Origin of the sequence: Burkholderia contaminans, from assembly GCF_029633825.1 — a bacterium.
In the GTDB taxonomy this organism is placed as follows: Bacteria; Pseudomonadota; Gammaproteobacteria; order Burkholderiales; family Burkholderiaceae; genus Burkholderia; species Burkholderia contaminans.
Map to the genome: position 1 here is coordinate 2,439,545 of NZ_CP090640.1, position 26,568 is coordinate 2,466,112.

The 26,568-nt window shown below is 68.5% G+C and carries 24 protein-coding genes and 2 pseudogenes; 20 read left to right on the forward strand and 6 right to left on the reverse strand.

Annotation, left to right across the window (positions count from 1 at the left end; genetic code table 11):
* Positions 1 to 72: 72 nt before the first annotated feature.
* A complete protein-coding gene (locus LXE91_RS11365) occupies positions 73 to 921 on the reverse strand; it encodes a LysR substrate-binding domain-containing protein (RefSeq protein ID WP_039352412.1) in 849 nt (282 codons plus the stop codon).
* Between the two features lie 327 nt (positions 922 to 1,248).
* Here LXE91_RS11365 and madL point away from each other — a divergent pair, with 327 nt between their 5' ends.
* The 11 genes and pseudogenes from madL to LXE91_RS11420 all read left to right on the forward strand — a co-directional run bounded on the left by madL (position 1,249) and on the right by LXE91_RS11420 (position 10,012).
* Positions 1,249 to 1,644: a malonate transporter subunit MadL gene (gene madL / locus LXE91_RS11370; protein ID WP_039352428.1), complete on the forward strand. Its 396-nt coding sequence runs from the start codon at positions 1,249 to 1,251 to the stop codon at positions 1,642 to 1,644.
* 11 nt (positions 1,645 to 1,655) lie between these two features.
* Positions 1,656 to 2,423, forward strand: coding sequence for a malonate transporter subunit MadM (gene madM, locus LXE91_RS11375; RefSeq protein ID WP_039352449.1), 768 nt, complete (start codon positions 1,656 to 1,658; stop codon positions 2,421 to 2,423).
* 131 nt (positions 2,424 to 2,554) lie between these two features.
* A complete protein-coding gene (gene mdcA / locus LXE91_RS11380) occupies positions 2,555 to 4,201 on the forward strand; it encodes a malonate decarboxylase subunit alpha (protein WP_039352450.1) in 1,647 nt (548 codons plus the stop codon).
* Between the two features lie 10 nt (positions 4,202 to 4,211).
* Positions 4,212 to 4,529 (forward strand): malonate decarboxylase acyl carrier protein, encoded by a 318-nt coding sequence (mdcC, locus tag LXE91_RS11385; RefSeq protein WP_039352451.1) that lies wholly within the window; start codon positions 4,212 to 4,214, stop codon positions 4,527 to 4,529.
* Positions 4,526 to 5,464 carry a biotin-independent malonate decarboxylase subunit beta gene (locus tag LXE91_RS11390; protein WP_039352452.1) on the forward strand — a complete coding sequence of 313 codons (939 nt, stop codon included), beginning with the start codon at positions 4,526 to 4,528 and terminating at the stop codon, positions 5,462 to 5,464. Before mdcC ends, LXE91_RS11390 begins: the two co-directional genes overlap by 4 nt.
* On the forward strand, positions 5,451 to 6,158 hold the full coding sequence (gene mdcE / locus LXE91_RS11395) for a biotin-independent malonate decarboxylase subunit gamma (RefSeq protein ID WP_039352453.1): 708 nt from the start codon (positions 5,451 to 5,453) through the stop codon (positions 6,156 to 6,158). The genes LXE91_RS11390 and mdcE overlap by 14 nt, the downstream gene beginning before the upstream one ends.
* Entirely contained in the window at positions 6,145 to 6,813 is a 669-nt protein-coding gene (gene mdcG, locus LXE91_RS11400; protein ID WP_039352500.1) for a malonate decarboxylase holo-[acyl-carrier-protein] synthase, read from the forward strand. Before mdcE ends, mdcG begins: the two co-directional genes overlap by 14 nt.
* A pseudogene (mdcB, locus tag LXE91_RS11405) lies at positions 6,810 to 7,675 on the forward strand (triphosphoribosyl-dephospho-CoA synthase MdcB). The gene mdcG and the pseudogene mdcB overlap by 4 nt, the downstream one beginning before the upstream one ends.
* Positions 7,672 to 8,603: pseudogene (locus LXE91_RS11410) on the forward strand (acyltransferase domain-containing protein). The pseudogenes mdcB and LXE91_RS11410 overlap by 4 nt, the downstream one beginning before the upstream one ends.
* A gap of 117 nt (positions 8,604 to 8,720) precedes the next feature.
* Positions 8,721 to 9,242, forward strand: a complete 522-nt coding sequence (locus LXE91_RS11415; protein ID WP_039352466.1) for a phospholipase D-like domain-containing protein — start codon at positions 8,721 to 8,723, stop codon at positions 9,240 to 9,242.
* A gap of 125 nt (positions 9,243 to 9,367) precedes the next feature.
* Positions 9,368 to 10,012 carry a phosphoribosyltransferase gene (locus tag LXE91_RS11420; protein WP_039352468.1) on the forward strand — a complete coding sequence of 215 codons (645 nt, stop codon included), beginning with the start codon at positions 9,368 to 9,370 and terminating at the stop codon, positions 10,010 to 10,012.
* 7 nt (positions 10,013 to 10,019) lie between these two features.
* Here the strand turns inward: LXE91_RS11420 and LXE91_RS11425 are convergent, their stop codons facing one another.
* The gene (locus LXE91_RS11425) at positions 10,020 to 11,237 is read right to left on the reverse strand and encodes a polyhydroxyalkanoate depolymerase (RefSeq protein ID WP_039352471.1); all 1,218 of its coding nucleotides are present in this window, start codon (positions 11,235 to 11,237) and stop codon (positions 10,020 to 10,022) included.
* A 261-nt stretch (positions 11,238 to 11,498) separates the two neighbouring features.
* Here LXE91_RS11425 and LXE91_RS11430 point away from each other — a divergent pair, with 261 nt between their 5' ends.
* Positions 11,499 to 12,128, forward strand: a complete 630-nt coding sequence (locus LXE91_RS11430; RefSeq protein ID WP_039352474.1) for a glutathione S-transferase — start codon at positions 11,499 to 11,501, stop codon at positions 12,126 to 12,128.
* A gap of 215 nt (positions 12,129 to 12,343) precedes the next feature.
* Positions 12,344 to 12,538 carry a hypothetical protein gene (locus tag LXE91_RS11435; protein WP_039352510.1) on the forward strand — a complete coding sequence of 65 codons (195 nt, stop codon included), beginning with the start codon at positions 12,344 to 12,346 and terminating at the stop codon, positions 12,536 to 12,538.
* Between the two features lie 109 nt (positions 12,539 to 12,647).
* Here LXE91_RS11435 and proP read toward each other — a convergent pair whose 3' ends face one another.
* Positions 12,648 to 14,135, reverse strand: coding sequence for a glycine betaine/L-proline transporter ProP (gene proP, locus LXE91_RS11440; protein ID WP_046543655.1), 1,488 nt, complete (start codon positions 14,133 to 14,135; stop codon positions 12,648 to 12,650).
* 539 nt (positions 14,136 to 14,674) lie between these two features.
* Here proP and LXE91_RS11445 point away from each other — a divergent pair.
* Positions 14,675 to 15,007 carry a YnfA family protein gene (locus LXE91_RS11445; protein WP_039347710.1) on the forward strand — a complete coding sequence of 111 codons (333 nt, stop codon included), beginning with the start codon at positions 14,675 to 14,677 and terminating at the stop codon, positions 15,005 to 15,007.
* A gap of 34 nt (positions 15,008 to 15,041) precedes the next feature.
* On the opposite strand, the gene dnaQ is transcribed toward LXE91_RS11445, so the two are convergent.
* The 3 genes from dnaQ to LXE91_RS11460 are packed head-to-tail and all read right to left on the reverse strand — an operon-like array spanning position 15,042 to position 17,064.
* A complete protein-coding gene (gene dnaQ / locus LXE91_RS11450) occupies positions 15,042 to 15,773 on the reverse strand; it encodes a DNA polymerase III subunit epsilon (protein WP_039347707.1) in 732 nt (243 codons plus the stop codon).
* A 38-nt stretch (positions 15,774 to 15,811) separates the two neighbouring features.
* Positions 15,812 to 16,255 carry a ribonuclease HI gene (gene rnhA, locus LXE91_RS11455; protein WP_039347704.1) on the reverse strand — a complete coding sequence of 148 codons (444 nt, stop codon included), beginning with the start codon at positions 16,253 to 16,255 and terminating at the stop codon, positions 15,812 to 15,814.
* Positions 16,252 to 17,064, reverse strand: coding sequence for a class I SAM-dependent methyltransferase (locus LXE91_RS11460; RefSeq protein WP_039347700.1), 813 nt, complete (start codon positions 17,062 to 17,064; stop codon positions 16,252 to 16,254). The genes rnhA and LXE91_RS11460 overlap by 4 nt, the downstream gene beginning before the upstream one ends.
* A gap of 18 nt (positions 17,065 to 17,082) precedes the next feature.
* On the opposite strand from LXE91_RS11460, the gene gloB reads away from it, so the two are divergent.
* The 6 genes from gloB to carB all read left to right on the forward strand — a co-directional run bounded on the left by gloB (position 17,083) and on the right by carB (position 26,477).
* Entirely contained in the window at positions 17,083 to 17,889 is an 807-nt protein-coding gene (gene gloB / locus LXE91_RS11465; protein ID WP_039347697.1) for a hydroxyacylglutathione hydrolase, read from the forward strand.
* A 151-nt stretch (positions 17,890 to 18,040) separates the two neighbouring features.
* Positions 18,041 to 19,600: a transglycosylase SLT domain-containing protein gene (locus tag LXE91_RS11470; RefSeq protein WP_039347695.1), complete on the forward strand. Its 1,560-nt coding sequence runs from the start codon at positions 18,041 to 18,043 to the stop codon at positions 19,598 to 19,600.
* A 157-nt stretch (positions 19,601 to 19,757) separates the two neighbouring features.
* Entirely contained in the window at positions 19,758 to 20,975 is a 1,218-nt protein-coding gene (locus tag LXE91_RS11475; protein WP_039347692.1) for an MFS transporter, read from the forward strand.
* Positions 20,976 to 21,330: 355 nt separating this feature from the next.
* Entirely contained in the window at positions 21,331 to 22,476 is a 1,146-nt protein-coding gene (carA, locus tag LXE91_RS11480; protein WP_039347690.1) for a glutamine-hydrolyzing carbamoyl-phosphate synthase small subunit, read from the forward strand.
* Positions 22,477 to 22,513: 37 nt separating this feature from the next.
* Positions 22,514 to 23,173, forward strand: a complete 660-nt coding sequence (leuE, locus tag LXE91_RS11485) for a leucine efflux protein LeuE (RefSeq protein ID WP_039347686.1) — start codon at positions 22,514 to 22,516, stop codon at positions 23,171 to 23,173.
* Between the two features lie 49 nt (positions 23,174 to 23,222).
* A complete protein-coding gene (carB, locus tag LXE91_RS11490) occupies positions 23,223 to 26,477 on the forward strand; it encodes a carbamoyl-phosphate synthase large subunit (RefSeq protein WP_039347683.1) in 3,255 nt (1,084 codons plus the stop codon).
* The last annotated feature ends 91 nt before the right edge of the window (positions 26,478 to 26,568 follow it).

Below are 26,568 nucleotides of genomic sequence, written 5' to 3' on the forward strand. Positions count from 1 at the left end.
ACGATGACGCGTTCCGGGCAAAGCTGTCAGGTGCGGGTGTGGGTGCTCTTGCGTACGGCGCACCCGCTACGGTTACAACTCCGACGCCGCCGCGATCAGCGTGGCTTCGAGTGCGAGCGTCGAACGCGACGCAGCCGCCGGCCGGTCGATCACGTATTCGAGTTCGCCGAGTTCGGGCAACCCGGCGTCGAGCCGCGCGAGCCCGGCCGGAATCACGTAGCCGGCGAATGCGCTGACGCCGAGCCCCGCGCTCGCGGCCGCGCGCAGCACCGCGATGCTGCTGCTCACGACGGCGATCCGGTAAGGGCGGCCGACCGCCTCGAGCGATTCGAGCACACGGCGGCGCGACACGCTCGGCTCCGGATGCATCGCGAGCGGCAGCACGGCCTCGTGGCCGGTGATCCGCGAATCGGGGCCGGTGCACCAGTACAGCGGTTCGCTGCGGATCACGCGGCCGCGCCGGCTGCCGGCGACGCGCTTCGCGAACACGAGATCGTGCCGCCCCTCGTCGAGCGCGTCGAACAGGTCGCCCGATAGCCCGGTCGAAATCGCGAGCTCGACTTCCGGATTGCGCTGCACGAAGCTGGCGAGCGCGGCCGTCAGGTGCGCGGACGCGAAATCCTCCGACATCGCGAGCCGCACCTTGCCCGACAGCGGCGGCCCGCATACCGACGTGACGGCCTCGTCCATCAGTTCGAGAATGCGCACCGCGTAGCGGAACAGCGCGTCGCCGTGCTGCGACAGGTGCACGTTGCGCGTGTCGCGCTCGAACAGCGGCCGGTCGAGCAGCTCCTCGAGGCGGCGGATGTGCTGGCTGACGGTCGACTGCGACAGGCTCACGCGCTCGGACGCGGCGGTGAAGCTGCCGGACTGGGCGACGGCGACGAAGCTGCGCAGCAGCTCGGGCGGTAACGGACGCATTGCTAAATCCACTGAATCGGTTTCGACAACTTCATAAATGGCCGGATATTGCGGCGCTAGTATCGGATCACGCCCCGGTGCGGCCCGCAACGGGGCGCACCGGACGCGTAACCCGCGTCGTGCCGGCGGCTGCTTCATTCAGTCTACGGCATCCGGCGTCCGGCCCGTAACCGCATCATCCCATCGACCCCCGAGAACGCGCTCGCACGACGAGCCGCCGGGCCGCGGCGCACCGCCGCAGGAGACACGCCCGGCACGGGATCGGCGGGCAAGGTTCGGCTCCTGCTGGCGGCAATGCGCCCGTCACGAAGAGACTGGAGACGACTCATGATCATCTACGGAACCGCGCTGCTGGCGTTCTGCCACCTGGCCGGACTGTTTCTCGGCGACCTGCTCGGCAGTGCGATCGGCGTGAAGACCAACGTCGGCGGCGTCGGCATCGCGATGCTGCTGCTGATCTGCCTGCGCCTGTGGCTGCACCGCCGAGGCTGGCTGCCGAAGGAGACCGAGGCCGGCGTCGGTTTCTGGGGCGCGATGTACATCCCCGTCGTGGTCGCGATGGCCGCGAACCAGAACGTCGTCGCCGCGCTGAAGGGCGGCCCGGTTGCGCTGCTGGCCGCAGTCGCCGCGGTCGCGATCTGCGCATGCTGCATCGCGGTACTGGTGCGCACCGGGCGCGACGACACGGCCTTCGCGGGCGTGCCGCAGTTCGAAGAACAGTAACGGAGGCCGCCATGCTGCAGATGCTCGAAAAAACCGTCGCCCACAACGGGCTCGTCGCGTCGTTCGCGCTGGTCGGCCTGATCATGTGGCTGTCGTCGATCGCGTCGCGCAAGCTCACGTTCGGCCGCGTGCACGGCTCGGCGATTGCGATCGTGATCGGTCTCGTGCTGGCCTATGTCGGCGGCGCATTCACCGGCGGCGAGAAGGGGCTGGCGGACGTCAAGCTGTTCGCCGGCATCGGCCTGATGGGCGGCGCGATGCTGCGCGATTTCGCGATCGTCGCGACCGCGTTCGAAGTGCAGCCCGCCGAGGCGCGCAAGGCCGGGCTGATCGGCGTCGTGTCGCTGCTGCTCGGCACCGTGCTGCCGTTCATCGTCGGCGCGTGCATCGCGCGCGCATTCGGCTATACCGACGCGGTCAGCATGACGACGATCGGCGCGGGCGCGGTCACCTACATCGTCGGCCCCGTGACGGGCGCGGCGATCGGCGCAAGCTCCGACGTGATCGCGCTCAGCATCGCAACGGGGCTCGTCAAGGCGATCATCGTGATGGTCGGCACGCCGGTCGCGGCCAACTTCATGGGCTTGAAGACGCCGCGCTCCGCGATGATCTTCGGCGGCCTGGCCGGCACGGTCAGCGGCGTGAGCGCGGGGCTCGCGGCGACCGACCGCCGGCTCGTGCCGTACGGCGCGCTGGTCGCGACGTTCCATACCGGCGTCGGCTGCCTGCTCGGGCCCTCGCTGCTGTTCTTCACGACGCGCGCGCTGGTCGGTGCGTAGGGCGATGCGACGCGGCCCGCATGCGGGCCGTATCCATCGCGGCGTCCTCTGAGTCGCATTCGTCAACATCATCAATCGGCGGCGGCGCCAGGCTTAGAATGCCGCTGAACCATCGAAGCGGAGAACTGTTCATGACCGGATGGAATCACGCGCGGCAGGCGCGCGATGCACGCCTCGCGGCCGGCGCGGCTTACGCGCAGGGCAAGCGGGTCGATGCGCGCGACACCGTCGCGTTGCTCGAAGCGGTACTGCGGCCCGGCGATCGCGTGTGCCTCGAAGGCGACAACCAGAAGCAGGCCGACCTGCTCGCCACCGCGCTCGCCGACGTCGACAGCGCGAAGATCCACGACCTGCACATGGTGCAGTCGGGCGTCGTGCTGCCCGAGCATCTCGACGTGTTCGAGCGCGGCATCGCGAAGCGTCTCGACTTCGCGTATTCGGGCCCGCAGTCGCAGCGCATCGCGAAGCTGCTGTTCGGCGGCAAGATCGCGCTCGGCGCGGTGCACACCTATCTCGAGCTGTTCGCACGCTACTTCATCGACCTCACGCCGCAGGTCGCGCTGATCGCGGCCGTCAGCGCCGACGCCGACGGCAACCTGTACACCGGCCCGAACACCGAAGACACGCCGACCGTCGTCGAGGCCACCGCGTTCAAGGACGGCATCGTGATCGCGCAGGTCGACCGGATCGTCGACAAGGTGCCGCGCGTCGACATCCCGGGCGACCGCGTGCATTTCGTCGTCGAGGCCGGCCGGCCGTTCTACGTCGAGCCGCTGTTCACGCGCGATCCGGCCGCGATCACCGAAACGCAGATTCTTACCGCGATGCTCGCGATCAAGGGCATCTACGAGCCGTACGGCATCAAGCGCCTGAACCACGGGATCGGCTTCAACACGGCCGCGATCGAGCTGCTGCTGCCGACCTACGGCGAGAAGCTCGGGCTGAAGGGCAAGGTCTGCTCGCACTGGGCGCTCAATCCGCACCCGACGCTGATCCCCGCGATCGAGTCGGGCTGGGTCGAGCAGATCCACTGCTTCGGCTCGGAAGTCGGGATGGACGACTACATCCGCGCGCGCTCCGACATCTGGTTCACGGGCCCCGACGGGTCGCTGCGCTCGAACCGCGCGTTCTGCCAGACGGCCGGCCTCTATGCGTGCGACATGTTCATCGGCTCGACGCTGCAGATCGACCTGTCCGGCCATTCGTCGACGGTCACGGCCGAGCGCATCGCCGGTTTCGGCGGCGCGCCGAACATGGGCAGCGACGCGCGCGGCCGGCGCCATCCGAGCGAGCCGTGGCTGAAGGCCGGCGCGGAAGCCGACCCTGACACGCCGGCGGCGCTCAGGCGCGGCCGCAAGCTCGTCGTGCAGATCGGCGAGACGTTCGGCGACAAGAACGTGCCGATGTTCGTCGAGAAGCTCGACGCGCTGAAGCTCGCCGACAAGCTGCAGCTCGACCTCGCGCCGATCATGGTCTACGGCGACGACGTCACGCACATCGTCACCGAGGAAGGGATCGCGAACCTGCTGATGTGCCGCGACAAGGACGAACGCGAGCATGCGATCCGCGGTGTCGCCGGCTATACGGAGATCGGCCGCGGCCGCGACCGGAAGATGGTCGAACGGCTGCGCGAGCGCGGCGTGATCCGTCGCCCGGAGGATCTCGGCATCGATCCGCTCGACGCCGATCGCCGCTGGCTCGCCGCGCGTTCGATCAAGGATCTCGTGCACTGGTCGGGCGGCCTGTATGCGCCGCCGGCCCGGTTCCGCAACTGGTAAGGACAACGGCATGGAACAGTTGAACTATCGCTTCACCGCGCGCGAGCGCGCGAAGGGCGAGCAGGCCGCGGCGCTCGTCGGCGTGGTGGCATCCGGCAATCTCGAAGTGCTCGTCGAGCGCGTGCTGCCGGGCAACGAATGCGAGATCGACATCCGCACGGCGGCGGTCGGGTTCGGCGCGGTATGGCAGGCCGTCGTCGCGGATTTCGTCGAGCGGCGCACGCCGGGCGGCCTGAAGCTGTCGATCAACGACGGCGGCGCGCGGCCCGACATGGTGTCGCTGCGGCTCGCGCAGGCGGTGCGGGCGATCGAGGGAGAGGCAGCATGAACGACGTGAAGCACGATCACGACGCCCCCGCGTTCGTCGCGAATGCCGCGAGCTGGTACGAAGCATCTGCACGGCAGCGCATCGACGGGCTGCTGGACGCGGGCAGTTTCAGCGAATTCCTCGGCCCGGCCGAGCGCGTGACGAGCCCCCACCTGCCGCTGTTCGACCTGCCGCAGCAGTTCGACGACGGGATGGTGGTCGGCCACGGCCGGCTCGACGGCCAGCCGGTGTTCGTCGCCGCGCAGGAAGGCCGTTTCATGGGCGGCGCGTTCGGCGAAGTGCACGGCGCGAAGCTCACCGGGCTGCTGCGCGCCGCGCGTGAAGTCGGCAAGCCGGTGCTGATCCTGTTCGATACGGGGGGCGTGCGGCTGCAGGAAGCGAACGCGGGCGAACTCGCGATCGCCGAGATCATGCGCGCGCTCGTCGAAGCGCGCACGGCCGGCGTGCCGGTGATCGGGCTGATCGGCGGGCGCGCGGGCTGCTACGGCGGCGGCGGGTTGCTCGCCGCGTGCTGCTCGGCGCTCGCGGTATCGGAGCAGGGCCGCATCAGCGTGTCGGGCCCCGAAGTGATCGAGACCAATCGCGGCGTCGAGGAATTCGATGCGAAGGACCGCGCGCTGATCTGGCGCACGATGGGCGGCAAGCACCGGCGGCTGATCGGCGGCGCGGAGCGCTACGTAGCCGATACGCCCGACGCATTCCGTGCGGCGGCGCTCGAGCTGATCGGCCGTGCGCCGAAGTTCGATGCGGCGATGCTGCGCGCGGAGCAGGCCCGCCTCGAAGCGCGCGTCGAACGGTTCGGCGCGTGCAAGGATGCGCTCGACGTGTGGTGCTCGCTCGGTGCCAGCGCACCGGAAGCGATCCCGGGGATGCCCGACGATGCGTTCGTCACGCTCGCCGACCAATTGCAGGAGAGCTCGCATGACGCTCGATGAAGTGCTGAATTCGCTGTTCCCGCCAGGCCATTCGATCGCCCGTCACGGCGGCCTGCTGACCGGCCACGCGGAACTGGCCGGCACGCGTGTCGACGTGATCGGCGTCGCCGACCGGTTGCCGTTCGGCATCGACGAGGCGCTGACGCTCGCGGCGCACGTGCTCGACACGATCGAGCGCGGCGGCGACACGCCGATCCTCGTGCTGGTCGACAGCGACAGCCAGCGGATGAGCAAGCGCGATGAACTGCTCGGCCTGAACGAAGGGCTGTCGCATCTCGCGAAATGCCTGATGCACGCGGATCTCGCCGGGCACCGGACGATCGGCGTGCTGTATGGCCACACGGCCGCGGGCGCGTTCATCGCGACCGCGCTCGCGACCCGCACGCTGCTCGCGGTGCCGGGCGCGGAGCCGGAGGTGATGGACCTGCCGTCGATGTCGCGCGTGACCAAGTTGCCGATCGACGTACTGAAGGAGATGTCGCGCTCGACGCCGGTGTTCGCGCCGGGGCTCGACAATCTCGTGAAGATGGGCGCCGTCGACGCCGTGCTCGATCCGGCCCGTGCGCTCGACGCGCAGGTCGGTGAATGGCTCGGCAAGCCGGCCGACCGCGTCGACCCGCGTGCGTCACGCGGCCGGCCGGTTGCCGCCGATGTCGCCCGGCGCGTCGAGGCACTCGCGCGTGCCGCACGCTGAGCTGCCGCTGCGCCGCCACACGCTCGTCACGCTGACGGCGGCGGGGTGGGGCGCGGCATTCGCGCGCGACGCCGCGCTCGCGGCCGATCCGCTCGTGCGCGCGTGGGCCGAACGCGGCTGGCCGCTGATCGTGCGCCGCGCGTCGCCCGACGAGGCCGATGCCGGCCGCGTGCCGCTCGGCCTGCCGCTGCCGCCTTCCGCGGGCAAGCGGCGCATCGCGCTGAACGCGGCCGCTGACGCGCTCGCGACGGTCGGCCCGCTGCCGGCGTTGTCCGACGTGCTTGCCGCCGCGCCCGACGCATGGCGCACGGCGTTGCGCGAGCTCGATGCGCTCGGCGCGCGTTACGGCGTGCAGGGTCGCGTGTTCGGCAGCCTTGCATGGCAGGCGCTGACGGGCGAGCCCTACCTGGGGGCATCGTCCGATCTCGACATCGTGTTCCCGCTGCCGCATCCCGCATCGCTCGCGCCGCTGCTCGACGGCCTCGCGGCGATCGACGCGCGCGCGCCGATGCGCATCGATGGCGAACTGCTGCGCGACGATGGCGCGGGCGTCAACTGGCGCGAGCTGCACGCGCGGCAGCCTGAAGTCGCTGTCAAGACCGCGATCACCGTTGAATTGATGCCGGCCGACGCGTTCATCGGAGGTGCGCGATGAGCGCATGGGCTGCCTGCCGCGTACCGGCGCCGTCCGACGCCGAGCGCATCGCTGAACTGGCCGAGCGCAGCCTCGTGCTCGAAATCGAAACCTATCCGAAGCCGGGGCTCGTCAGTCACGTCGACACCGGCAGTCATACCGATATGGATGCCGCGACGTTCGCCCGCAGCGCTGCCGTGCTGCGGCCGTATTTCGCCGAGTTGGCCGATGCGGGCGCACGCGATGCGGACATGGCCGTGCTGCGCAAGATCGGCCTGCGCGCCGAGCACGCGATGCTCGCCGCGACCGGCGGCGTCAATACGCATCGCGGCGCAATCTTCGGGCTCGGGCTGCTGTGTGCGGCTGCCGGTCGGCGCGCGATGCCGGGAGCCATGCCGACGGGGATGACGCTCGGTGCGTTCGTCTCTCGCCGCTGGGGTGCCGATATCCTCGGCGGCCCACGCTTGCCCGACAGCCACGGCGAACGCGCGAGCCGCCGCTACGGCGTCGGCGGTGCGCGTCGCGAGGCGGCCGACGGGTTCGCGACCGTCTATGCGGTCGGGCTGCCCGCGCTGCGCCGCGCGCAGCGCGACCTGCCTGGCGACCGGGAAGCCGCGCGCGTCGAAGCGTGCTTCGAGCTGATCGCCGCGCTCGACGATACGAACCTGCTGCACCGGGGCGGCGGGCCGGCCTCGACTTCGCGCGGGCGACCGCACGCGCGTTCGTGGCGCGTGGCGGCGTGCGTGCGCGCGACTGGCGGCTGCGCGCGGCCGCCGCGCATCGTGCGTTCGTGGCGCGGCGACTGAGCCCGGGCGGCGCGGCCGACCTGCTCGCGATGAGCGTCTTCGTCGATGCGCTCGACGTTGACGAGGGCGTGCGATGACGCTGGCCATCCTCTGTTCGGGGCAGGGTGCGCAGCGCGCCGACATGTTCGACCTGACCGGCACCGCGCCGCAGGCCGACGCACTGTTCGCGCACGCCGGCCGGCTCCTCGGCGACGATCCGCGCGCGTGGGTCCGGCAGGCCGGGCCGGATGCGCTGCGCGAGAACCGTGCTGCGCAGATTCTCTGCACGGTCCAGGCGCTCGCCGCCGCCGCGCTGCTCGACGCGCTGTGGCCGCGCCGGCGCTGCGTCGCAGGCTACAGCGTCGGCGAAGTCGCGTCGTGGAGCGTCGCCGGGATGATCGAGCCCCACGCCGCGCTCGACCGGCCGATGCACGTGCGCGCGCGATGGATGCCGCGAGCGGCGGCGACGAGCGGATGGTGTTCGTCCGCGGCCTGACGCGCGCCCGACTCGCGCGGTTGTGCGAAGGCCGCGACGCGGCGATCGCGATCGCGAACCCCGGCGACGCGTTCGTGGTCGCGGGCCGGCAGGCCGATGTCGACGCGGTGGCCGACGACGCGTCGCGCGCCGGCGCGCTGCGTGTCGCGCCCGTCTGCGTGCGGATCGCGTCGCACACGCGCCGGCTCGCCGCGGCCGTGCCGGAGTTTCGCGCGTCGCTCGCCGTGGCCGACGTGCGGCGGCCGTTGCCCGGCACGCGGCTCGTTTCGGGGATCGACGGCGCATCGGTACTGGACGTCGACGCCGGCCTCGACAAGCTTGCGCGGCAGATCGCGGAGCCGGTCGAGTGGGCGGCCTGTCTTGCCGCCTGCGTGGAGGCCGGTGCGACCGCGTTCCTCGAGCTCGGTCCCGGCCGCGCGCTGGCCGAGATGGCGGGCGGCGCCTATCCGGCGCTGCCGGCGCGCAGTCTCGCGGATTTCCGTTCCGTCGACGGCATCGAGAGCTGGCTCGCGCGCGTCGCCGCGGGCTGATCGACCGCGTGAAAAACGCGCTGTAACCCGTTCGCCGGGCCCCGGTTTTGCGCTGTGTGTTGCGCCGGCGCAGCAGCATCGCAGTCGGTGCTTGCCACGCGAATTGGCGTCGCTACAATGGCGCCCGCCATGAGACCAGCCGCCTTCCTTCTCGCTGCGCTTTGTTGCGCGGCGAGCGCCCACGCCAGCCAGATTCCGTCCGATGCCGCATCGGTCGGCACATACTTTTCGTATGACAATGCGGCGGCCGACGCGACCGTCGACCTGATCGGGCAGGCACAGCGCCGAGTGCTGCTGGCCGGCTACACGCACGTGCCGCCGGCGGTCGCGAGCGCGCTGTGCGCGGCCCGCGCGCGCGGGGTCGAGGTGCGTGTCGTGCTCTTGCGTTCGCCGCGCGCGGGCAGATACAGCGGTGCGGGCTATCTGAAATCTTCCGGTATCGACGTGGCGATCGATTCGCGGCACGGCGATCCTGCGCCGCGCTTCGTGATCGTCGACGACAGCGTCGCGCTGACCACGCTGTCCGAAGGGGCGGCCGCACATGCGGAAACGGTGAACGTGTTCCAGCGTGCGCCCGAGCTCGCGCAATCCTATGCACAGTCGTTCTGGCGGCTGTACCGGCAGGCCGCCGGCCTCTGACCCTTTCCCTCGGCGCCACGCGCGCCGGTATGACCCTGCTTGCATCGGCGCGGCCGATGAACCATGCTCGTTGACAGGCGCCGACGCGGGTTTCGCGCATCCGGCGCAACGGCAGGGAGCCGATCGTGTTCGAGTGTTTTGCCGATCGCGCCGATGCCGGCCGCCAGCTGGCCGGTGCATTGCGCGAATACGCGGGGCGGGACGATGTCGTCGTGCTCGCATTGCCGCGCGGCGGTGTGCCCGTCGCCTATCCGGTCGCTTGCGCGCTGCATGCCCCGCTCGACGTGCTGGTCGTGCGCAAGCTCGGCGTGCCGTACGATCCCGAGCTCGCGATGGGCGCGATCGCGACGGGCGGGGCGATTCATCTGCAGCGTTCGGTGCTGCGTTCGATGAAGGTGTCCGACGCGCAGCTCGCCGACGTGATCGCGCGCGAGACGGCCGAACTGCATCGACGTGAAGCGCTGTATCGCGGTGCCGCGCCGCCGCTGCCGGTCGAAGGGCGCATTGCGATCGTCGTCGACGACGGCGTCGCGACCGGCGCGTCGATGCGTGTCGCGCTGCAGGCGTTGCGCGAGCGGCACCCGGCGCGGATCATCGCGGCTGCACCGGTCGCGCCGGCGGGCGCGCGGCATGTGTTCGACGATCTGGCAGACGCGTTCGTCACGGTGACGCTGCCGCAGCCGTTCTTCGGGATCAGCCAATTCTACGCGCGCTTCGAGCAGACGAGTGACGACGAGGTGCGCGCGTTGCTCGACGCGGCGCGGCGCTGATTCGGCGTCACGTCCGCCGGATGCGGCGCGGGCGAGGGCTGCGGGCTTCGGCCCAAGCGAACACGCGCTGCAGCATCGGATGGACATCCCCGTGCCAGCGCGCCCCTGTAAACAGCCCGTAGTGATCGCAATCGTCGATGTCGATGCGAAAGCGCTCGTCGTCGGCGAGGCCGCTGCACAGGTCGAGCGCCGCGTGCGTCTGGCCGGCGCCCGTGACCTTGTCGCATGCGCCTTCGACGGTCAGCAGGACGATGCCGCGCAAAGCCGCCGGCTCGACGCGCTGGCCGCCCACGTCCCACGTGCCGAGCGCAAGGCTCATGCGCTGGAACACGATGTCGACCGTATCGAGGAAATACTCGGCCGGCATGTCGAGCAGCGCCGTGTATTCGAGCAGCGCGCGCCGCGCGCAGGCGAGTCCGGTCATGTCGAAGCGCGACGCGGCCAGCGCGTATCCTTCGATCAGCGACAGGAAGCGCTGCGGGTAGACGAGCGCGATCTCGCCCTGCTGCAGATAGGTGGGAAACACGTGGCGGCCGTGCCCCGCGAAGCCGGGTGGCACGACGTCGATCAGGTGGCGGCGGCACCAGCCGAGCGAATGGGCGGCAGCGGCGGTGCCGAGCGCGCTCGGATTCCGGCGCGCGTCGAGCGGGCCGCCGATCAGCGTGAGGCTCGCGGGCGACGGGAGACCGCGCGCCGCCCTGAGCGCGAGCGCGCCGAGCACCGGCACGGTCGCCTGGCACACGGCGACGACATGCAGCGGCCGGTCGTCGTGCGCGAGCCCGTCGACGAAGCCATCGAGCGTCGCGACGTACTCGTCGAGCCCGAAACGGCCCGCCGCGAGCGGCACGTCGCGTGCATTGCGCCAGTCGGTCACGCACACATCGCCGTCCGCGAGCAGCGTCTCGACGGTTTCCCGCATCATCACGGCCGCGTGCCCGGCAAGCGGCGCGCACAGCAGCACCGTGCGCGGCGCATCCGCGCGCGTGAAGCGCCGCAGGTCGCAGAACGGCGTGCGCGCGACGACGCGCTCGCCGAGCGCGGGCCATCCGATGTCGAAATGCGGGGGCCCGTCCGGCGGCCCGAGCAGCGGCTCGAACAGGTCGTCGTAGCACGACGACGCTGCGTGCGGCAGCGTGGCCGCGGGCCATGCGTCGAACGCGTGCCGCGTCGCCGCGCGCCAGGCACGCATCCATTCCCGCTGCTGCTCGACGAGGGCGTACCACATGGCGAACCTTGGGGCGGAAGGGGGGGAACTTGCATTATGGTCACTGTGGCCGGACATCGTGAGTCCCGCGCGAGGTCGGTTGATGTGCATCAGGTGCATCAGGCGCACGGGCGCGAAGGCCGGCCGAGCACGTTCCGTCATTGCGGCAAACGCATTTGCGGGGCCGGCACCCGCCCGTTGCCGGCGGGAACGGGCCCTAGGCGACGCCGAGCGGTGCTGCTACAGTCGTCGCTCCCATCCCCATCAAGCGGAGCGTTCGCGATGAAGCTGATCGGCATGCTGGATTCCCCGTTCGTGCGTCGGGTCGCCATTTCGGCGAAGCTGCTCGACCTTCCGTTCGAACACGAGTCGCTCTCGGTGTTCCGTCATTTCGAGCAGTTCAGGGTGACCAACCCGGTCGTCAAGGCGCCGACGCTCGTGACCGGCGACGGCGCGACGCTGCTCGATTCGTCACTGATCGTCGACTATCTCGATCACCTGGTTGCGCCCGAGCGGCGCTTGCTGCCCGATACCGCCGATGCACGGCTGCGCGCGCTCGTGCCGGTCGGTTTCGCGCTGGCGGCCGCCGAGAAGACCGTGCAGGTAATCTACGAGCAGGCGCTGCGTCCGGCCGACAAGCAGCATGCGCCGTGGCTGGAGCGCGTGCTGAGCCAGATCGAGGGCGCGTACGGCGCGCTGGAGCCGCTCGTCGCGGGCGCGAACGGCTGGTTCGGCGGCGCGCGCCTGCTGCAGTCCGACGTGACGGTCGCGGTCGCATGGCGCTTCACGCAGTTCATGGCGGCCGACTACCCGGTGCTCGCGCGGATCGATCCGGCCCGTTATCCGGCACTGGCCGCGCATTCGGCGCGGGCGGAAACGCTGCCGGCGTTCGTCGAAACACCGCTCGTCTAGGGCCCGCTATTAGCGTGAACAGGCCCCAGGGCGTCGCGGCGACGTGCGGCGGGGCCCCGTGCCGCTGCCCGTCGCCCGCTCGGCCTTGTCGGGCAAGCCGCTGTCGATTGTTCTCGGCAACTGACAAGTGACTTCGCATTCGCGCGGTTTATCGGGACGCGGCCGATCCCTAGAATCCACTCCATCGAATGACGCCTTGCCTGATGGAGCCGCAGATGAAAGCCCTGATCGAATCGAGCCTGTACCACCCGTCCCTCGTGTTGCCGCTGGCCGCGCTGACGCAGTTGATGGTCGAGCGCGATTTCAATCTCGGTCAGGTCGGGCTGATCGTCGCGGCGCGCGGTGCGCAGGCCGCCGTGTCGCGCTCGCGGGCGCTGATTTTCTGCCGTCAATGCGAAGCGCAGGCATGAGCGCGCAGGCGTCGAATGGATGAAAAAAAGCCCGGCCGGCGCAAGCCGGTCGGGCGGATCGGGTTCGATCAGGCCCCGGCTTCGGCCGGGGCTTTTTCATGGGTGACGCTCAGGCGCGTGCCGGCGACGCGACACTGTAGATATCCGATTCGTCGCCCTCGCGCATCTGGCGCACGAGCTGATGGGCTTCGCGGCGCGACGCGACGGCCGGCGGCGAGCCCTTGAGCGGCTGGCGCGCGGTTTCGGCGAGCGCGATGACCGACACGATGCCGATCACGGCGGCGCCCATCATGTAGTACGCGGGCATCATCAGGTTGTGCGTGACGTCGACCAGCCAGGCGGTCACGAGCGGCGTCGTGCCGCCGAACAGCGACACCGACACGTTGAAGCCGATCGCCAGCGCGCCGTAGCGGATCTCGGTCGGGAACAGCGCCGGCAGCGCCGACGGCATCACGCCGGTAAAGCACGACAGCAGCACGCCGAGGATAAGGAGGCCGCTGAACACCGACACGGTGGTGCCCGCATGGATCAGCATCATCGACGGGATCGACAGCACGAGCAGGCCGACGCAGCCGGCGAGCATCACGGGCTTGCGGCCGATCTTGTCCGACAGGCGGCCGGCGGCGAGCGTCAGCGGCATCATCAGCACCATCACGATCAGCACGAGCACGAGGCTGTGCGATTCGTCGAAATGCAGCGTCGACGACATGAAGCTCGGCAGGTATGACAGCACCATGTAGTCGGTCACGTTGAAGATCAGCACGAGCCCGACGCACAGCAGCAGGGCACGCCAGTTGCGCATCAGCGTTTCGCGGAAGCGCGTCTTCGGCACGGCCTTGTCCTGCGCTTCACGCTCTTCGGCCTGGCGCTTGAACGCGGGCGTTTCCTCGAGCTTCATCCGGATGTAGAGACCGATCAGGCCGAGCGGGCCGGCGATCAGGAACGGCACGCGCCAGCCCCACGACAGCAGCGCTTCCTGCGACAGCGATGCGGTGAGCAGCGCGACGACGCCCGCGCCCATCACGTAACCGATCAGCGTGCCGAACTCGAGGAAGCTGCCCATGAAGCCGCGCCGCTTGTCGGTCGAGAATTCGGCGATGAAGGTGGCGGCGCCCCCGTATTCGCCGCCGGTCGAGAAGCCCTGCACGAGGCGGGCGACGAGCAGCAGCACGGGCGCCATGATGCCGATCGACGCGTAGCTGGGGATCAGGCCGATCGCGAAGGTGCCGACTGCCATCATGATCATCGTGGCGGCGAGCACGCGCTGGCGGCCGATGCGGTCGCCGAGCGGGCCGAACACCATGCCGCCGAGCGGGCGCACGAGGAAGGCAGCGGCGAACGTGCCGAAGGTTGCGAGCAGCTGCGCGGACGGGCTGCTGGACGGGAAGAACACCTTGCCGAGCGTGACGGCGATGTAGCTGTAGACGCCGAAGTCGAACCATTCCATCGCATTGCCGATGGCCATGGCGCTGACGGCGCGCTTGAGGAGGCTCTGGTCGACGACGGTGATGTCGTCAGCGACGAGCGGGGCTTCGCCGGACGACGAAGCGGTGGAAGAAGCAGCGGTCGGGCTGACGTGTGTTGCGGTCAAGGTCATGCACTCCTTTGACTGCGCCGAACGGGCGGGCCGTCCGACACGGTTTGCCGGCGAGCGCGGTGTCGAGTGCGACGCGTCGGGGCAGACCTTTAAGCACTTACTGCATGACAGGCGGTAATGGGCCGTAAGGGGCTGCTTCGACGCGGGCCCGATGGGCCGTCGCGACAGTGCGCTCATGAAGAATGGGCCGCGTGATGCAGGCGGCAGATGCCGGTGCGGACGGTGTCCAGCGTTCCGGCAAGCGCCCCGGAGGGGCAGCGAAACGAGAAAAGCGGGCCTGTCGGGCGGGCTTTCCTGTGTGTGCAATTTCGGTCGAAGCGCCGACCCGCAACGCGCGGACGGACTTCTCTCGAAATCGAATAGACAGAGATTGAATGTTGAAACAGGCGACATGATAGCACGATGACTGATGATCGTGCAAATTGCCGGGAAACGCCCGGCTGGCGGGGCATCCGGCGGGGGCGGCTCGGGTATGATCGGCGGCGCACGGCGGGGCCGTGCGGCCCCGGGTGACGGTGGCCGAATTCACGAGGAACCGGATGACCGAACTGATGAGGATCGCGGCGCTGTTCGCCGCCACCGCGCTGGCCGAAATCGTCGGCTGCTATCTGCCGTGGCTCGTGCTGAAGGAGGGGCGGCCGGCGTGGTTGCTGGTGCCGGCCGCGCTGTCGCTCGCGTTGTTCGCGTGGCTGCTGACGCTCCACCCGAGCGCGGCGGGGCGCACCTATGCGGCGTACGGCGGCGTGTATATCGCGGTGGCGCTGGCCTGGCTGCGGGTGGTCGACGGTGTCGCGCTGACCCGCTGGGACGTGGCCGGGGCGGTGCTCGCGCTCGGCGGAATGGCGGTCATCGCGCTGCAGCCGCGCGCGTGAGCGCGGCTGCGGCGCGTGCCGCCGGCCGCCTGCTTCAAGCCGCTTCGGCGGCGGCGTCGGCGGACGTGCGCCATACGCAGGTGCCCTTGACCGACTTGTCGAGCTCGTCGAGCTGCGCCTGGTGGGCGGCGAGTTCGTCGTCGCTCGCGGCCACCACGGGCAGGTCGAGCGCGGCGAGCGACACGCGCTGGCCGTTGCCCGCACCGCCGTCGGCGCCCACGTCGTCGAGCATGTCGATCACGAGGCTGTCCTGGCCGCGCGTCATCGCGAGATACACCTCGGCGAGCAGCTCCGAGTCGAGCAGTGCGCCGTGGAGCGTACGGTGCGCGTTGCTGATGCCGAAGCGGTCGCACAGCGCGTCGAGCGAGTTGCGCTTGCCCGGGAACATCTGCTTGGCCTGCACCAGCGTGTCGATCACGCCGCCGCAGTGCTCGGTGAACGGCGGCAGGCCGAGCCGCGCGAATTCCGCGTCGAGGAAGCCAAGGTCGAACGGCGCGTTGTGGATGATCAGCTCGGCGTCCTTCACGAAGTCGAGGATCTGGTGGGCGACTTCCGCGAATTTCGGCTTGTCGCTGAGGAATTCGGTCGTGAGCCCGTGCACCGCCAGTGCGCCCGGATCGCTGTCGCGCTCGGGGTTCACGTAGAAGTGCAGGTTGTTGCCGGTGAGCCGACGGTTCAGCAGCTCGACGCAGCCGATTTCGATGAGGCGGTCGCCCGTGCGGGCGTTCAGGCCGGTGGTTTCGGTATCGAGAATGATCTGGCGCATGTCGGGAAATACGTAGGAAACAGGGGAGCGGCCCGCGTTCAGGCCGTGAGCGATTCGACGCCGCGATTCGCGAGTGCGTCCGCGCGCTCGTTTTCGGGATGGCCCGCGTGACCCTTGACCCAGCGCCACTCGACCTCATGCTGCGCGACGAGCGCGTCGAGCCGCTTCCACAGGTCGGCGTTCTTCACGGGCGTCTTCGCCGCGGTGACCCAGCCTTTCTTCTTCCAGCCGTGGATCCACTCGCTGATGCCTTTCTGCACGTATTGCGAGTCGGTATGCACGATCACCTGGCACGGCCGCTTCAGCGCTTCGAGCGCGGCGATCACGCCCATCAGCTCCATGCGGTTGTTGGTCGTGTTGGGCTCGCCGCCGAACAGCTCCTTCTCCTTGTCGCCGTAGCGCATCAGTGCGCCCCAGCCGCCGGGGCCGGGGTTGCCCTTGCAGGCGCCGTCGGTATAGATGTCGATCGTATCGGTAGTCATGAATGTTCTTGATGAGTGGTCGGGGAGGCCGCCGGCGTCAGGCCCGGTGCGAGCACGGGCTTCTTCATCCGGATCTGGCCGACGAGGCGCATGCCGCGCACGCGCTTGACGGCCGTCACCATGTAGACGGCGCCGAAGATCGGCCACCAGCGGTCGCCGGCGGCTTCCATGAAGCCATAGCGGGCCAGCCACTTGTCGGTGACGAGCGGCGGCCGGTAGCAGCCGAAGCGGCCGCGTTCGAGGTCGAAGCCGAGCAGCTTGATCCAGTCCTTGAGGCGGATGAATGCGATCTGGTCGCGCGTGGCCGGCACGAACGGATGGTTCGCCATGCGCCCGAACGATTGCCGCATGCCCCACAGGCTGAGCGAATTGAAGCCCGTGATCACCAACTGGCCTTCCGGCATCAGCACGCGCTCGGCCTCGCGCAGCAGGCGGTGCGGGTCGGACGTGAATTCGAGCGTGTGCGGCATCACGATCAGGTCGACGCTCTGCGACTCGAACGGCAGGTCGAGCAGGTCGCACCAGGTCGTGCTGCGGCCGTCGGGCGCGTGCTCGGGCGCATGCGCTTCGCGCGCCCACGGATACTGGTAAGGCGCGCTCGCGCCGCTCGCCGGATCGAGCACGAGGCCGCGATACGGCATGCGGTTCTCGCGCAGCGCGTCGAGCTGGGGCAGGCCGAGCTGCAGCGCGTGGAACCCGAAGACGTCGGACACGATCCGGTCGAGCTGCGCCTGTTCCCAGCCCAGCACGTAGCGGCCGGGCGGTGAGTCGGTCCAGGCGGGCCAGTCTATAATTTGACGGTCAGACATAACGATGATTGCGCGCCCATGAACGAGCTGGAATACGTGCCGGTTCCGGCATTCGATGACAACTATATCTGGCTCGTCTCGGACGGCCGCGATGCGATCGCCGTCGATCCGGGTGAAGCCGCGCCGGTACGCCGGGTTCTAGCCGAACGAGGCTGGCGGTTGACCGCTATTTTACTCACGCACCATCACGCCGACCACGTCGGCGGTGTCGCGGCACTGCGCGATAGCCAACCGGACGATGCTCCGCTCGCTGTTTACGGCCCCGCGGCCGAGGCGATCGGCGTGGTTACGCAGCCGCTTTCGGGCGGCGCGCGCGTGACGCTCGAGGCGCCCGCCGCCACGTTCGACGTGCTCGACGTGCCCGGCCATACGCGCGGCCACATCGCCTATTTCCAGGCGGCCGGGCCGGGCAACGCGGCGCCGCACGTGTTCTGCGGCGATACGCTGTTCTCGTGCGGTTGCGGGCGCCTGTTCGAGGGCACGCCCGCGCAGATGCTCGCGTCGCTCGACGCGCTCGCGGCGTTGCCGGGCGACACCCACGTGCATTGCGCACACGAATACACGCTGTCGAACATCCGCTTCGCGCTCGCGTGCGAACCCGGCAATGCGGCGCTCGCCACGTGGCGCGACGACGCGCAGGCGCTGCGCGCGCGCGGCGTGCCGACACTGCCCACTACGATCGCGCATGAGCGTGCCGTTAACCCGTTCATGCGTGCGGACAGCGATGCGATCCGCGCGACGCTCGAGGCCGAACTGCACGAAACGGTGCCGGATCGCCTGACGGCGTTCACGCTGATGCGCGAATGGAAAAACCGGTTCCGATGACGATTTCCGGAGGACTCCAAAGCTCAAGCGGTGTCTGTAAAAATTGCTCCAAATGTAGGATTTCGCTGAGTTTTCGGTGTTTTTATTGACGTGAAGCACGCACTTCCGTAGTATCGCCTGCAATTTCCAGCCGTCGGAAGCAGAGATTTTCATGCGACTTATATTGAGTGCGATGGTGGTTCTGCTGCTCGCCGCTTGTGCGAGCCAGGCCCCTGTCGCCAACAACGCCGCCGATTCTCAGGCGACGTCCACCTACCTCCGTAAATCAGCCACCGCCAAAGAAACTGTCGACGTCGACAAGCAATCCGTCGGCGACCTGACCAGTGCGGACTCCGATCTCTGGGGTCGCATCCGCCGCGGTTTCCAGATGCCCGACCTGCAGACCGACCTCGTCGACATGCAGACCACGTGGTACACGCAGCGCCCGGACTACGTGCAGCGCATGACCGAGCGCTCGCAGAAGTACCTGTACCACATCGTCGAGGAACTCGAGGCGCGTCACATGCCGACCGAGCTCGCGCTGCTGCCGTTCATCGAGTCCGCATACAACCCGCAGGCGCTGTCGGTCGCGAAGGCGGCCGGCATGTGGCAGTTCATGCCCGGCACGGGCCGCACGTACAACCTGAAGCGCAACATGTGGCAGGACGAGCGCCGCGACGTGCTCGCGTCGACGAGCGCCGCGCTCGACTACCTGTCGCGCCTGCATGACATGTTCGGCGACTGGTATCTCGCGCTGGCCGCGTACAACTGGGGCGAGGGCAACGTGCAGCGCGCGATCGCGCGCAACCAGGCGGCCGGCCTGCCGACGGACTACCTGAGCCTGCGGATGCCGAACGAGACGCGCAACTACGTGCCGAAGCTGCAGGCGGTGAAGAACATCATCGCGAATCCGCAGCAGTACGGCCTGGCGCTGCCGGACATCCCGAACCACCCGTATTTCGTGACGGTCACGACGTCGCGCGACATCGACGTGGCGGTGGCCGCGAAGCTCGCGAACCTGTCGCTCGACGAATTCCGCTCGCTGAACCCGTCGTTCTCGAAGCCGGTGATCCTCGGCGCGACCGAGCCGCAGATCCTGCTGCCGTTCGACAACGCGTCGGCGTTCGAGAAGAACCTGAAGGCGTACAACGGCCAGCTTTCGTCGTGGACCACCTATACGGTCAGCGAACGGGCGCGGCCGGCCGCGATCGCCGAGAAGATCGGCGTGGACGCCGATACGCTGATGTCGATCAACAAGATTCCGGCCGGCATGCGCCTGAAGCCGGGCTCGACGATTGTCGTGCCGCGCGGCGATGACGACGACGAGGACATCAGCGCGGACGTCGCCGAAAACGGCGCGCTCGCGATGGAACCCGACGTACCCGACACGCGCAAGATGCTGATCCGCGTGCGCCGCAAGCAGTCGATGGCGGCGATCGCCGGCCGCTACGGCGTGTCGGTCGGCCAGCTCAAGGCGTGGAACCGCACGCACCGCGATCTGGCGATGCCGGGCCAGGCGCTCGTGCTGCACGTGCCGGTCGGCCGTTCGGTACCGGCGGAACCCGGTCCGGAGCGGATCGCGACGTCGGCCGGCGGCGCGCACATCGAGCGCGCGAGCCTGGCGGTGGGCGGCAAGTCGCACGGTGCGAAGCGCGGCGCGGCGAAGCCGGCGGCCAAATCGGCGAAAGCGGCACCGGCCAAGGCCGCCGCGCACAAGGGCAAGAAGAAGTAACGCAGTCGCGATCGCGTCGTGCGGCCGGCCCGGTTCGCGCGATTGCGCTATCATCCGACGAAATGCAGGGAAACGCCGTCACCGAGGTGACGGCGTTTTTGTTTGTGCGCGGCGCGGGGGCGCTGCTTCGAATGTCTTCATATGACAAGGGGAAGTGATGTCGTCGGTGCAGGTGAGGGTGCTCGCGCTGTTTTCGGTCGGGTATTTCGTGTCGTATGTGTTTCGCGGCGTCAATCTCGGCTTCGCGCCGTTCGTCACGCACGAGCTCGGGTTGTCGGCCGCCGATCTCGGCCTGCTCACCAGCCTCTATTTCCTCGGCTTCGCGGGCGCGCAGATCCCCGCCGGCGTGATGCTCGACCACTTCGGCCCGCGCCGCGTGACGGCCGGCATGCTGCTGTTCGCGGCCGCCGGGGCGGCCGTGTTCGGCACCGCGCACACCCTCGGCACGATGATGGTCGGCCGGCTGCTGATCGGTGTTGGCGTCTCGGTGTGTCTCGGTGCAGCGTTCAAGGCGCTCGCGCAGCATTTCCCGGTTGGCCGGCTGCCGCTCGTCAACGGCCTCGTGATGGCCGTGGGCGGCCTCGGCGGCGTGATGGTCGGCTCGCCGCTGACCTGGCTGCTCGGCTGGACGAGCTGGCGCGCGATCTGTTTCGGCCTCGCGGTGCTGACGGTGATCGTCGCCGCGTCGATCGGGCTGGGCGCACCGGAAGCGAAGCAGGTGCGCCACCAGGGTGGGCTCGTCAGCCAGTTCAAGGGGACGTGGCACATCCTGAGCAGCCGTGCGTTCTGGAAGATCTCGTCGTTCTCCGTCGTCACGCAGGGCGTGTTCTATGCGATGCAGTCGCTGTGGGTCGGGCCGTACCTGCGCGATGTCGCGGGGTTCGATGCGCCGCATGCCGCGCGCCTCGTATCGGTGCTCGGCTTCGCGATGATGGCCGGCTGTGTCGGCTTCGGCGCCGCGGCGCGCGTGCTCGAGCGGCGCGGCGTATCGGTGTACGCATTCTGCGGCGTCGGCATGGCGCTGTTCGTCGCAACGCAGGCCGCGATCGTCGCGCGCGTGCCGGTGCCGCCGGCCGTGCTGTGGGCCGCCTACGGGATGTTCGGCGGCGTCGGCATCCTGACCTACGCGGTGATGGCCGGGCATTTTCCCGCTCACCTGATCGGCCGCGCGAACACGACGCTCACGCTCGTGATCTTCCTGCTGATCTTTGCGTTCCAGATCGGTGTCGGCGCGGTGCTGTCGCACTGGCCGGCGGTCGACGGCCGCTATCCGGCCGCCGCGCACTTCACCGCCTGGGGCGTGCTGCTCGCGCTGCAGCTCGCGAGCGCGGTCTGGTACGTCTGGCCCGCGCGCGGCACTGGTCAAGCGCACTGATCCGGCGGTACGCTGGCGGGTAGGGCGGCCGCGTAAACGGGGCCGCAGCGCGGTGCCGGACGCGGCGCGCGGACGATCGGACGGCCATATCAATTGAAGATAGGGCCATTTTCAGGCTATAATTTGAAAGTTTGTGCTGATCAACCTCGCACCCTAGCGCCTACCTCATTCATCCCGTTCATCCGCCGCACGCCGCCTGCCGGGCGATGCCGCGAAGCCTCGTGCGCCACGCGCCGGGTTCGCGTCTCGACAACGCAGGCCGCGTCCAGCAAGCGACCGCGCGCGCCCACGCAGCGCGGCGCTTGCGCGGCAGGGTAAGCAGGTCGGCAGCAGGGTGTTCCCCAAGGAGCCTCCCGTGTTGCCGTCTTTTACTCCCGCCTTGCTTGCACTCGCCGACGGCACGGTCTTTCGTGGTTATTCGATCGGGGCCGAAGGCCACACGATCGGCGAAGTCGTGTTCAATACCGCGATCACCGGCTATCAGGAAATCCTGACTGACCCGAGCTACTCGCGCCAGATCGTCACGCTCACCTATCCGCATATCGGCAACGTCGGCGTCAACGCCGAAGACGTCGAAGCCACGAAAGTCCATGCCGCCGGCCTGATCATCCGTGATCTGCCCTCGCTCGCGTCGAACTTCCGCATGGACCGCACGCTCGGCGACTACCTGCGCGACGAAGGCGTCGTCGCGATCGCCGGCATCGACACCCGCAAGCTGACCCGCATCCTGCGCGACAAGGGCGCGCAGAACGGCTGCATCCTGACGGGCTCGGACGACGAAGCGAAGGCAATCGAGCTCGCGCGCTCGTTCCCGGGTCTCGCCGGCATGGATCTCGCGAAGGTCGTGTCGACCACGAAGCCGTTCGAGTGGAAGCAGACCGAATGGCGCCTCGAAGGCGGCTACGGCATGCAGGAAGCGCCGAAGTACCGCGTCGTCGCGTACGATTTCGGCGTCAAGTACAACATCCTGCGCATGCTCGCGGAGCGCGGCTGCCACGTGACGGTGCTGCCGGCGCAGGCGAGCGCGGAAGATGCGCTCGCGCTGAATCCGGACGGCGTGTTCCTGTCGAACGGCCCCGGCGATCCGGAACCGTGCGACTACGCGATCGCGGCCACGAAGCAGTTCATCGAGCGCGGCGTGCCGACCTTCGGCATCTGCCTGGGTCACCAGATCATGGGCCTCGCGGTCGGCGCGAAGACGCTGAAGATGAAGACGGGCCACCACGGCGCGAACCACCCGGTGAAGGATCTCGGCGACGGTCGCGTGGTGATCACGTCGCAGAACCACGGCTTCGCGGTCGATGCGGATTCGCTGCCGGCCAACGCGCGCGTGACGCACGTGTCGCTGTTCGACGGCACGCTGCAGGGCTTCGAGCTGACCGACAAGCCGGCATTCTGCTTCCAGGGCCACCCGGAAGCGTCGCCCGGCCCGCACGACATCGGCTACCTGTTCGACCGTTTCACCGCGCTGATGGACGCGGCGAAGCGGCGCAACGCCTGACGTCAACGACGCAACCGAAGAACGGGAGATTCGCATCATGTTCGGCCACGCACTCGGCATCACGGATATCTGGACCTACGTGTTCGGCGTGATCTTCATCATCCTGCTGCCGGGGCCGAACTCGATGTACGTGCTGTCGCTCGCGGCGCAGCGCGGCGTGAAGGCCGGCTATCGCGCGGCGTGCGGCGTGTTCGTCGGCGACACGGTGCTGATGGTGCTGTCCGCCGCCGGTGTTGCGTCGCTGCTGAAGGCGAACCCGCTGCTGTTCTCCGTCGTCAAGTACGGCGGCGCCGCGTATCTGCTCTACATCGGCACCGGCATGCTGCGCAGCGCGTGGCAGAAGCTGCGCGCGCGCGGCGACGAGCCGGTCGAGGCAGCGCCCGCGGTGGACGGCGAACGGCCGTTCCGCAAGGCGCTGATCGTGAGCCTGCTGAATCCGAAGGCGATCCTGTTCTTCATCTCGTTCTTCATCCAGTTCGTCGACCCGGCATTCCCGCATCCCGCGCTGTCGTTCGTCGTGCTCGGGGCGATCGCGCAATGCGCGAGCTTCCTGTACCTGAGCACGCTGATCTTCGCGGGTGCGCGGCTTGCCGAGCACTTCCGCCGCCGCCGCAAGCTTGCAGCAGGCGCGGCGAGCAGCGTGGGCGGCCTGTTCATCGGATTCTCGGTGAAGCTCGCGCTCGCCACGATGAGCTGAGCGCAGCCGGCCGACCCACGACAACGATTACTTATTGAATTCACAAGCCATGCCAAAACGCACAGACATCAAAAGCATCCTCATCATCGGCGCCGGCCCGATCATCATCGGCCAGGCGTGCGAGTTCGACTATTCGGGCGCGCAGGCTTGCAAGGCGTTGCGTGAGGAGGGCTACAAGGTCGTTCTCGTCAACAGCAACCCGGCGACGATCATGACCGACCCGAACACGGCCGACGTGACCTACATCGAGCCGATCACGTGGGAAGTCGTCGCGCGCATCATCGAGAAGGAGCGCCCGGACGCGATCCTGCCGACGATGGGCGGCCAGACCGCGCTGAACTGCGCGCTCGACCTGCACCACCACGGCGTGCTCGAGAAGTTCGGCGTCGAGCTGATCGGCGCGTCGCCGGAAGCGATCGACAAGGCCGAAGACCGCCAGAAGTTCAAGGAAGCGATGACCAAGATCGGTCTCGGTTCCGCGAAGTCGGGCATCGCGCACTCGATGGAAGAAGCGACCCAGGTGCACGCCGAGATCATGGCGCTCACCGGCGGCAGCGGCTACCCGGTCGTGATCCGTCCGTCGTTCACGCTCGGCGGCTCGGGCGGCGGCATCGCCTACAACCGCGAAGAGTTCGAAGAGATCTGCAAGCGCGGCCTGGATCTCTCGCCCACGCGCGAGCTGCTGATCGAAGAATCGCTGCTCGGCTGGAAGGAATACGAGATGGAAGTCGTGCGCGACCGCGCCGACAACTGCATCATCGTCTGTTCGATCGAGAACCTCGACCCGATGGGCGTGCACACCGGCGACTCGATCACGGTCGCGCCGGCGCAGACGCTCACCGACAAGGAATACCAGATCCTGCGTAACGCGTCGCTCGCGGTGCTGCGCGAGATCGGCGTCGACACGGGCGGCTCGAACGTGCAGTTCTCGATCAACCCGAAGGACGGCCGCATGGTCGTCATCGAAATGAACCCGCGCGTGTCGCGTTCGTCGGCGCTCGCATCGAAGGCAACGGGCTTCCCGATTGCGAAGGTCGCGGCGAAGCTGGCGGTCGGCTACACGCTCGACGAGCTGAAGAACGAAATCACCGGCGGCCAGACGCCGGCGTCGTTCGAGCCGACGATCGACTACGTCGTCACGAAGATCCCGCGCTTCGCATTCGAGAAATTCCGCGAAGCCGATTCGCGCCTGACGACGCAGATGAAGTCGGTCGGTGAAGTGATGGCGATCGGCCGCACGTTCCAGGAATCGTTCCAGAAGGCGCTGCGCGGCCTCGAAGTGGGCGTCGACGGTCTCGACGAGAAGTCGACCGACCGCGACGAGATCGCGATCGAGATCCACGAGCCGGGCCCGGACCGCATCTGGTACGTCGGCGACGCGTTCCGGATCGGCATGACGGCCCAGGAAATCTACGCGGAAACCGCGATCGACCCGTGGTTCCTCGAGCAGATCGAGCAGATCATCCTGAAGGAAAAGGCGCTCGGCGGCCGCACGCTCGCGTCGCTCACGTTCGACGAGCTGCGCTACCTGAAGCAGAGCGGCTTCTCCGACCGCCGCCTCGCGAAGCTGCTCGGCGCGAGCCCGGAAGACGTCCGCAAGCGCCGCGTCGAACTCAACGTGCGCCCGGTCTACAAGCGCGTCGACACCTGCGCGGCCGAGTTCGCGACGAAAACCGCGTACATGTACTCGACCTACGAGGAAGAGTGCGAGGCGCAGCCGACCACCAACAAGAAGATCATGGTGCTGGGCGGCGGCCCGAACCGGATCGGCCAGGGTATCGAGTTCGACTACTGCTGCGTGCACGCGGCCCTCGCGATGCGCGAGGACGGTTACGAAACGATCATGGTCAACTGCAACCCGGAAACGGTGTCGACCGACTATGACACGTCCGACCGCCTGTACTTCGAGCCGCTGACGCTGGAAGACGTGCTCGAGATCGTCGACAAGGAAAAGCCGGTCGGCGTGATCGTCCAGTACGGCGGCCAGACGCCGCTGAAGCTCGCGCTCGACCTCGAGGCGCACGGTGTGCCGATCGTCGGCACGTCGCCGGACATGATCGACGCGGCCGAAGACCGCGAGCGCTTCCAGAAGCTGCTGCAGGACCTCGGCCTGCGCCAGCCGCCGAACCGCACCGCGCGTGCCGAAGACGAAGCGCTCGCGCTGGCGGCCGAAATCGGCTACCCGCTGGTCGTGCGCCCGTCGTACGTGCTGGGTGGCCGCGCGATGGAAATCGTCCACGAGCCGCGCGACCTCGAGCGCTACATGCGCGAGGCCGTGAAGGTGTCGAACGATTCGCCGGTGCTGCTCGACCGCTTCCTGAACGACGCGATCGAGTGCGACGTCGACTGCATCTGCGACGGCGAAGCCGTGTTCATCGGCGGCGTGATGGAGCACATCGAACAGGCGGGCGTCCACTCGGGCGACTCGGCATGCTCGCTGCCGCCGTACTCGCTGTCGAAGGAAACCGTGGCCGAGCTGAAGCGCCAGACGGGCGCGATGGCGAAGGCGCTGAACGTGGTCGGCCTGATGAACGTGCAGTTCGCGATCCAGCAGGTGCCGCAGGCGGACGGTTCGAAGCAGGACATCATCTACGTGCTGGAAGTGAACCCGCGCGCCTCGCGCACGGTGCCGTACGTGTCGAAGGCGACCAGCCTGCCGCTCGCGAAGATCGCGGCGCGTGCGATGGTCGGCCAGAAGCTCGCGCAGCAGGGCGTGACGAAGGAAGTCGAGCCGCCGTACTTCAGCGTGAAGGAAGCGGTGTTCCCGTTCGTCAAGTTCCCGACCGTCGATCCGGTCCTCGGGCCTGAAATGCGTTCGACCGGCGAAGTGATGGGTGTCGGCCAGACGTTCGGCGAAGCGCTGTTCAAGTCGCAGCTCGCGGCCGGTTCGCGCCTGCCGGAGTCGGGCACGGTGCTGCTGACCGTGATGGACGCGGATAAACCCAAGGCCGTCGAAGTCGCGCGCATGCTGCACGACCTCGGCTACCCGATCGTTGCGACCAAGGGCACGGCCGCCGCGATCGAAGCGGCCGGCGTGCCGGTGAAGGTCGTGAACAAGGTGAAGGACGGCCGTCCGCACATCGTCGACATGATCAAGAACGGCGAAATCGCCCTCGTGTTCACGACGGTCGACGAGACGCGCCAGGCGATCGCCGATTCGCGTTCGATCCGCATGAGCGCGCAGGCGCACAAGGTCACGTACTACACGACGATGTCGGGCGCGCGCGCGGCGGTGGAAGGCTTGCGCTACCTGAAGGATCTGGAAGTCTATGATTTACAAGGTCTTCACGCTCGCCTAAACTAAGCAGTCAGTTACCTGTCGAAGCAACACGTGCCGCGATTAGGCGGTGTTTCCAGTGCATCGGAAGCGCGCTTAATCGCGGTGATTTTTTTTA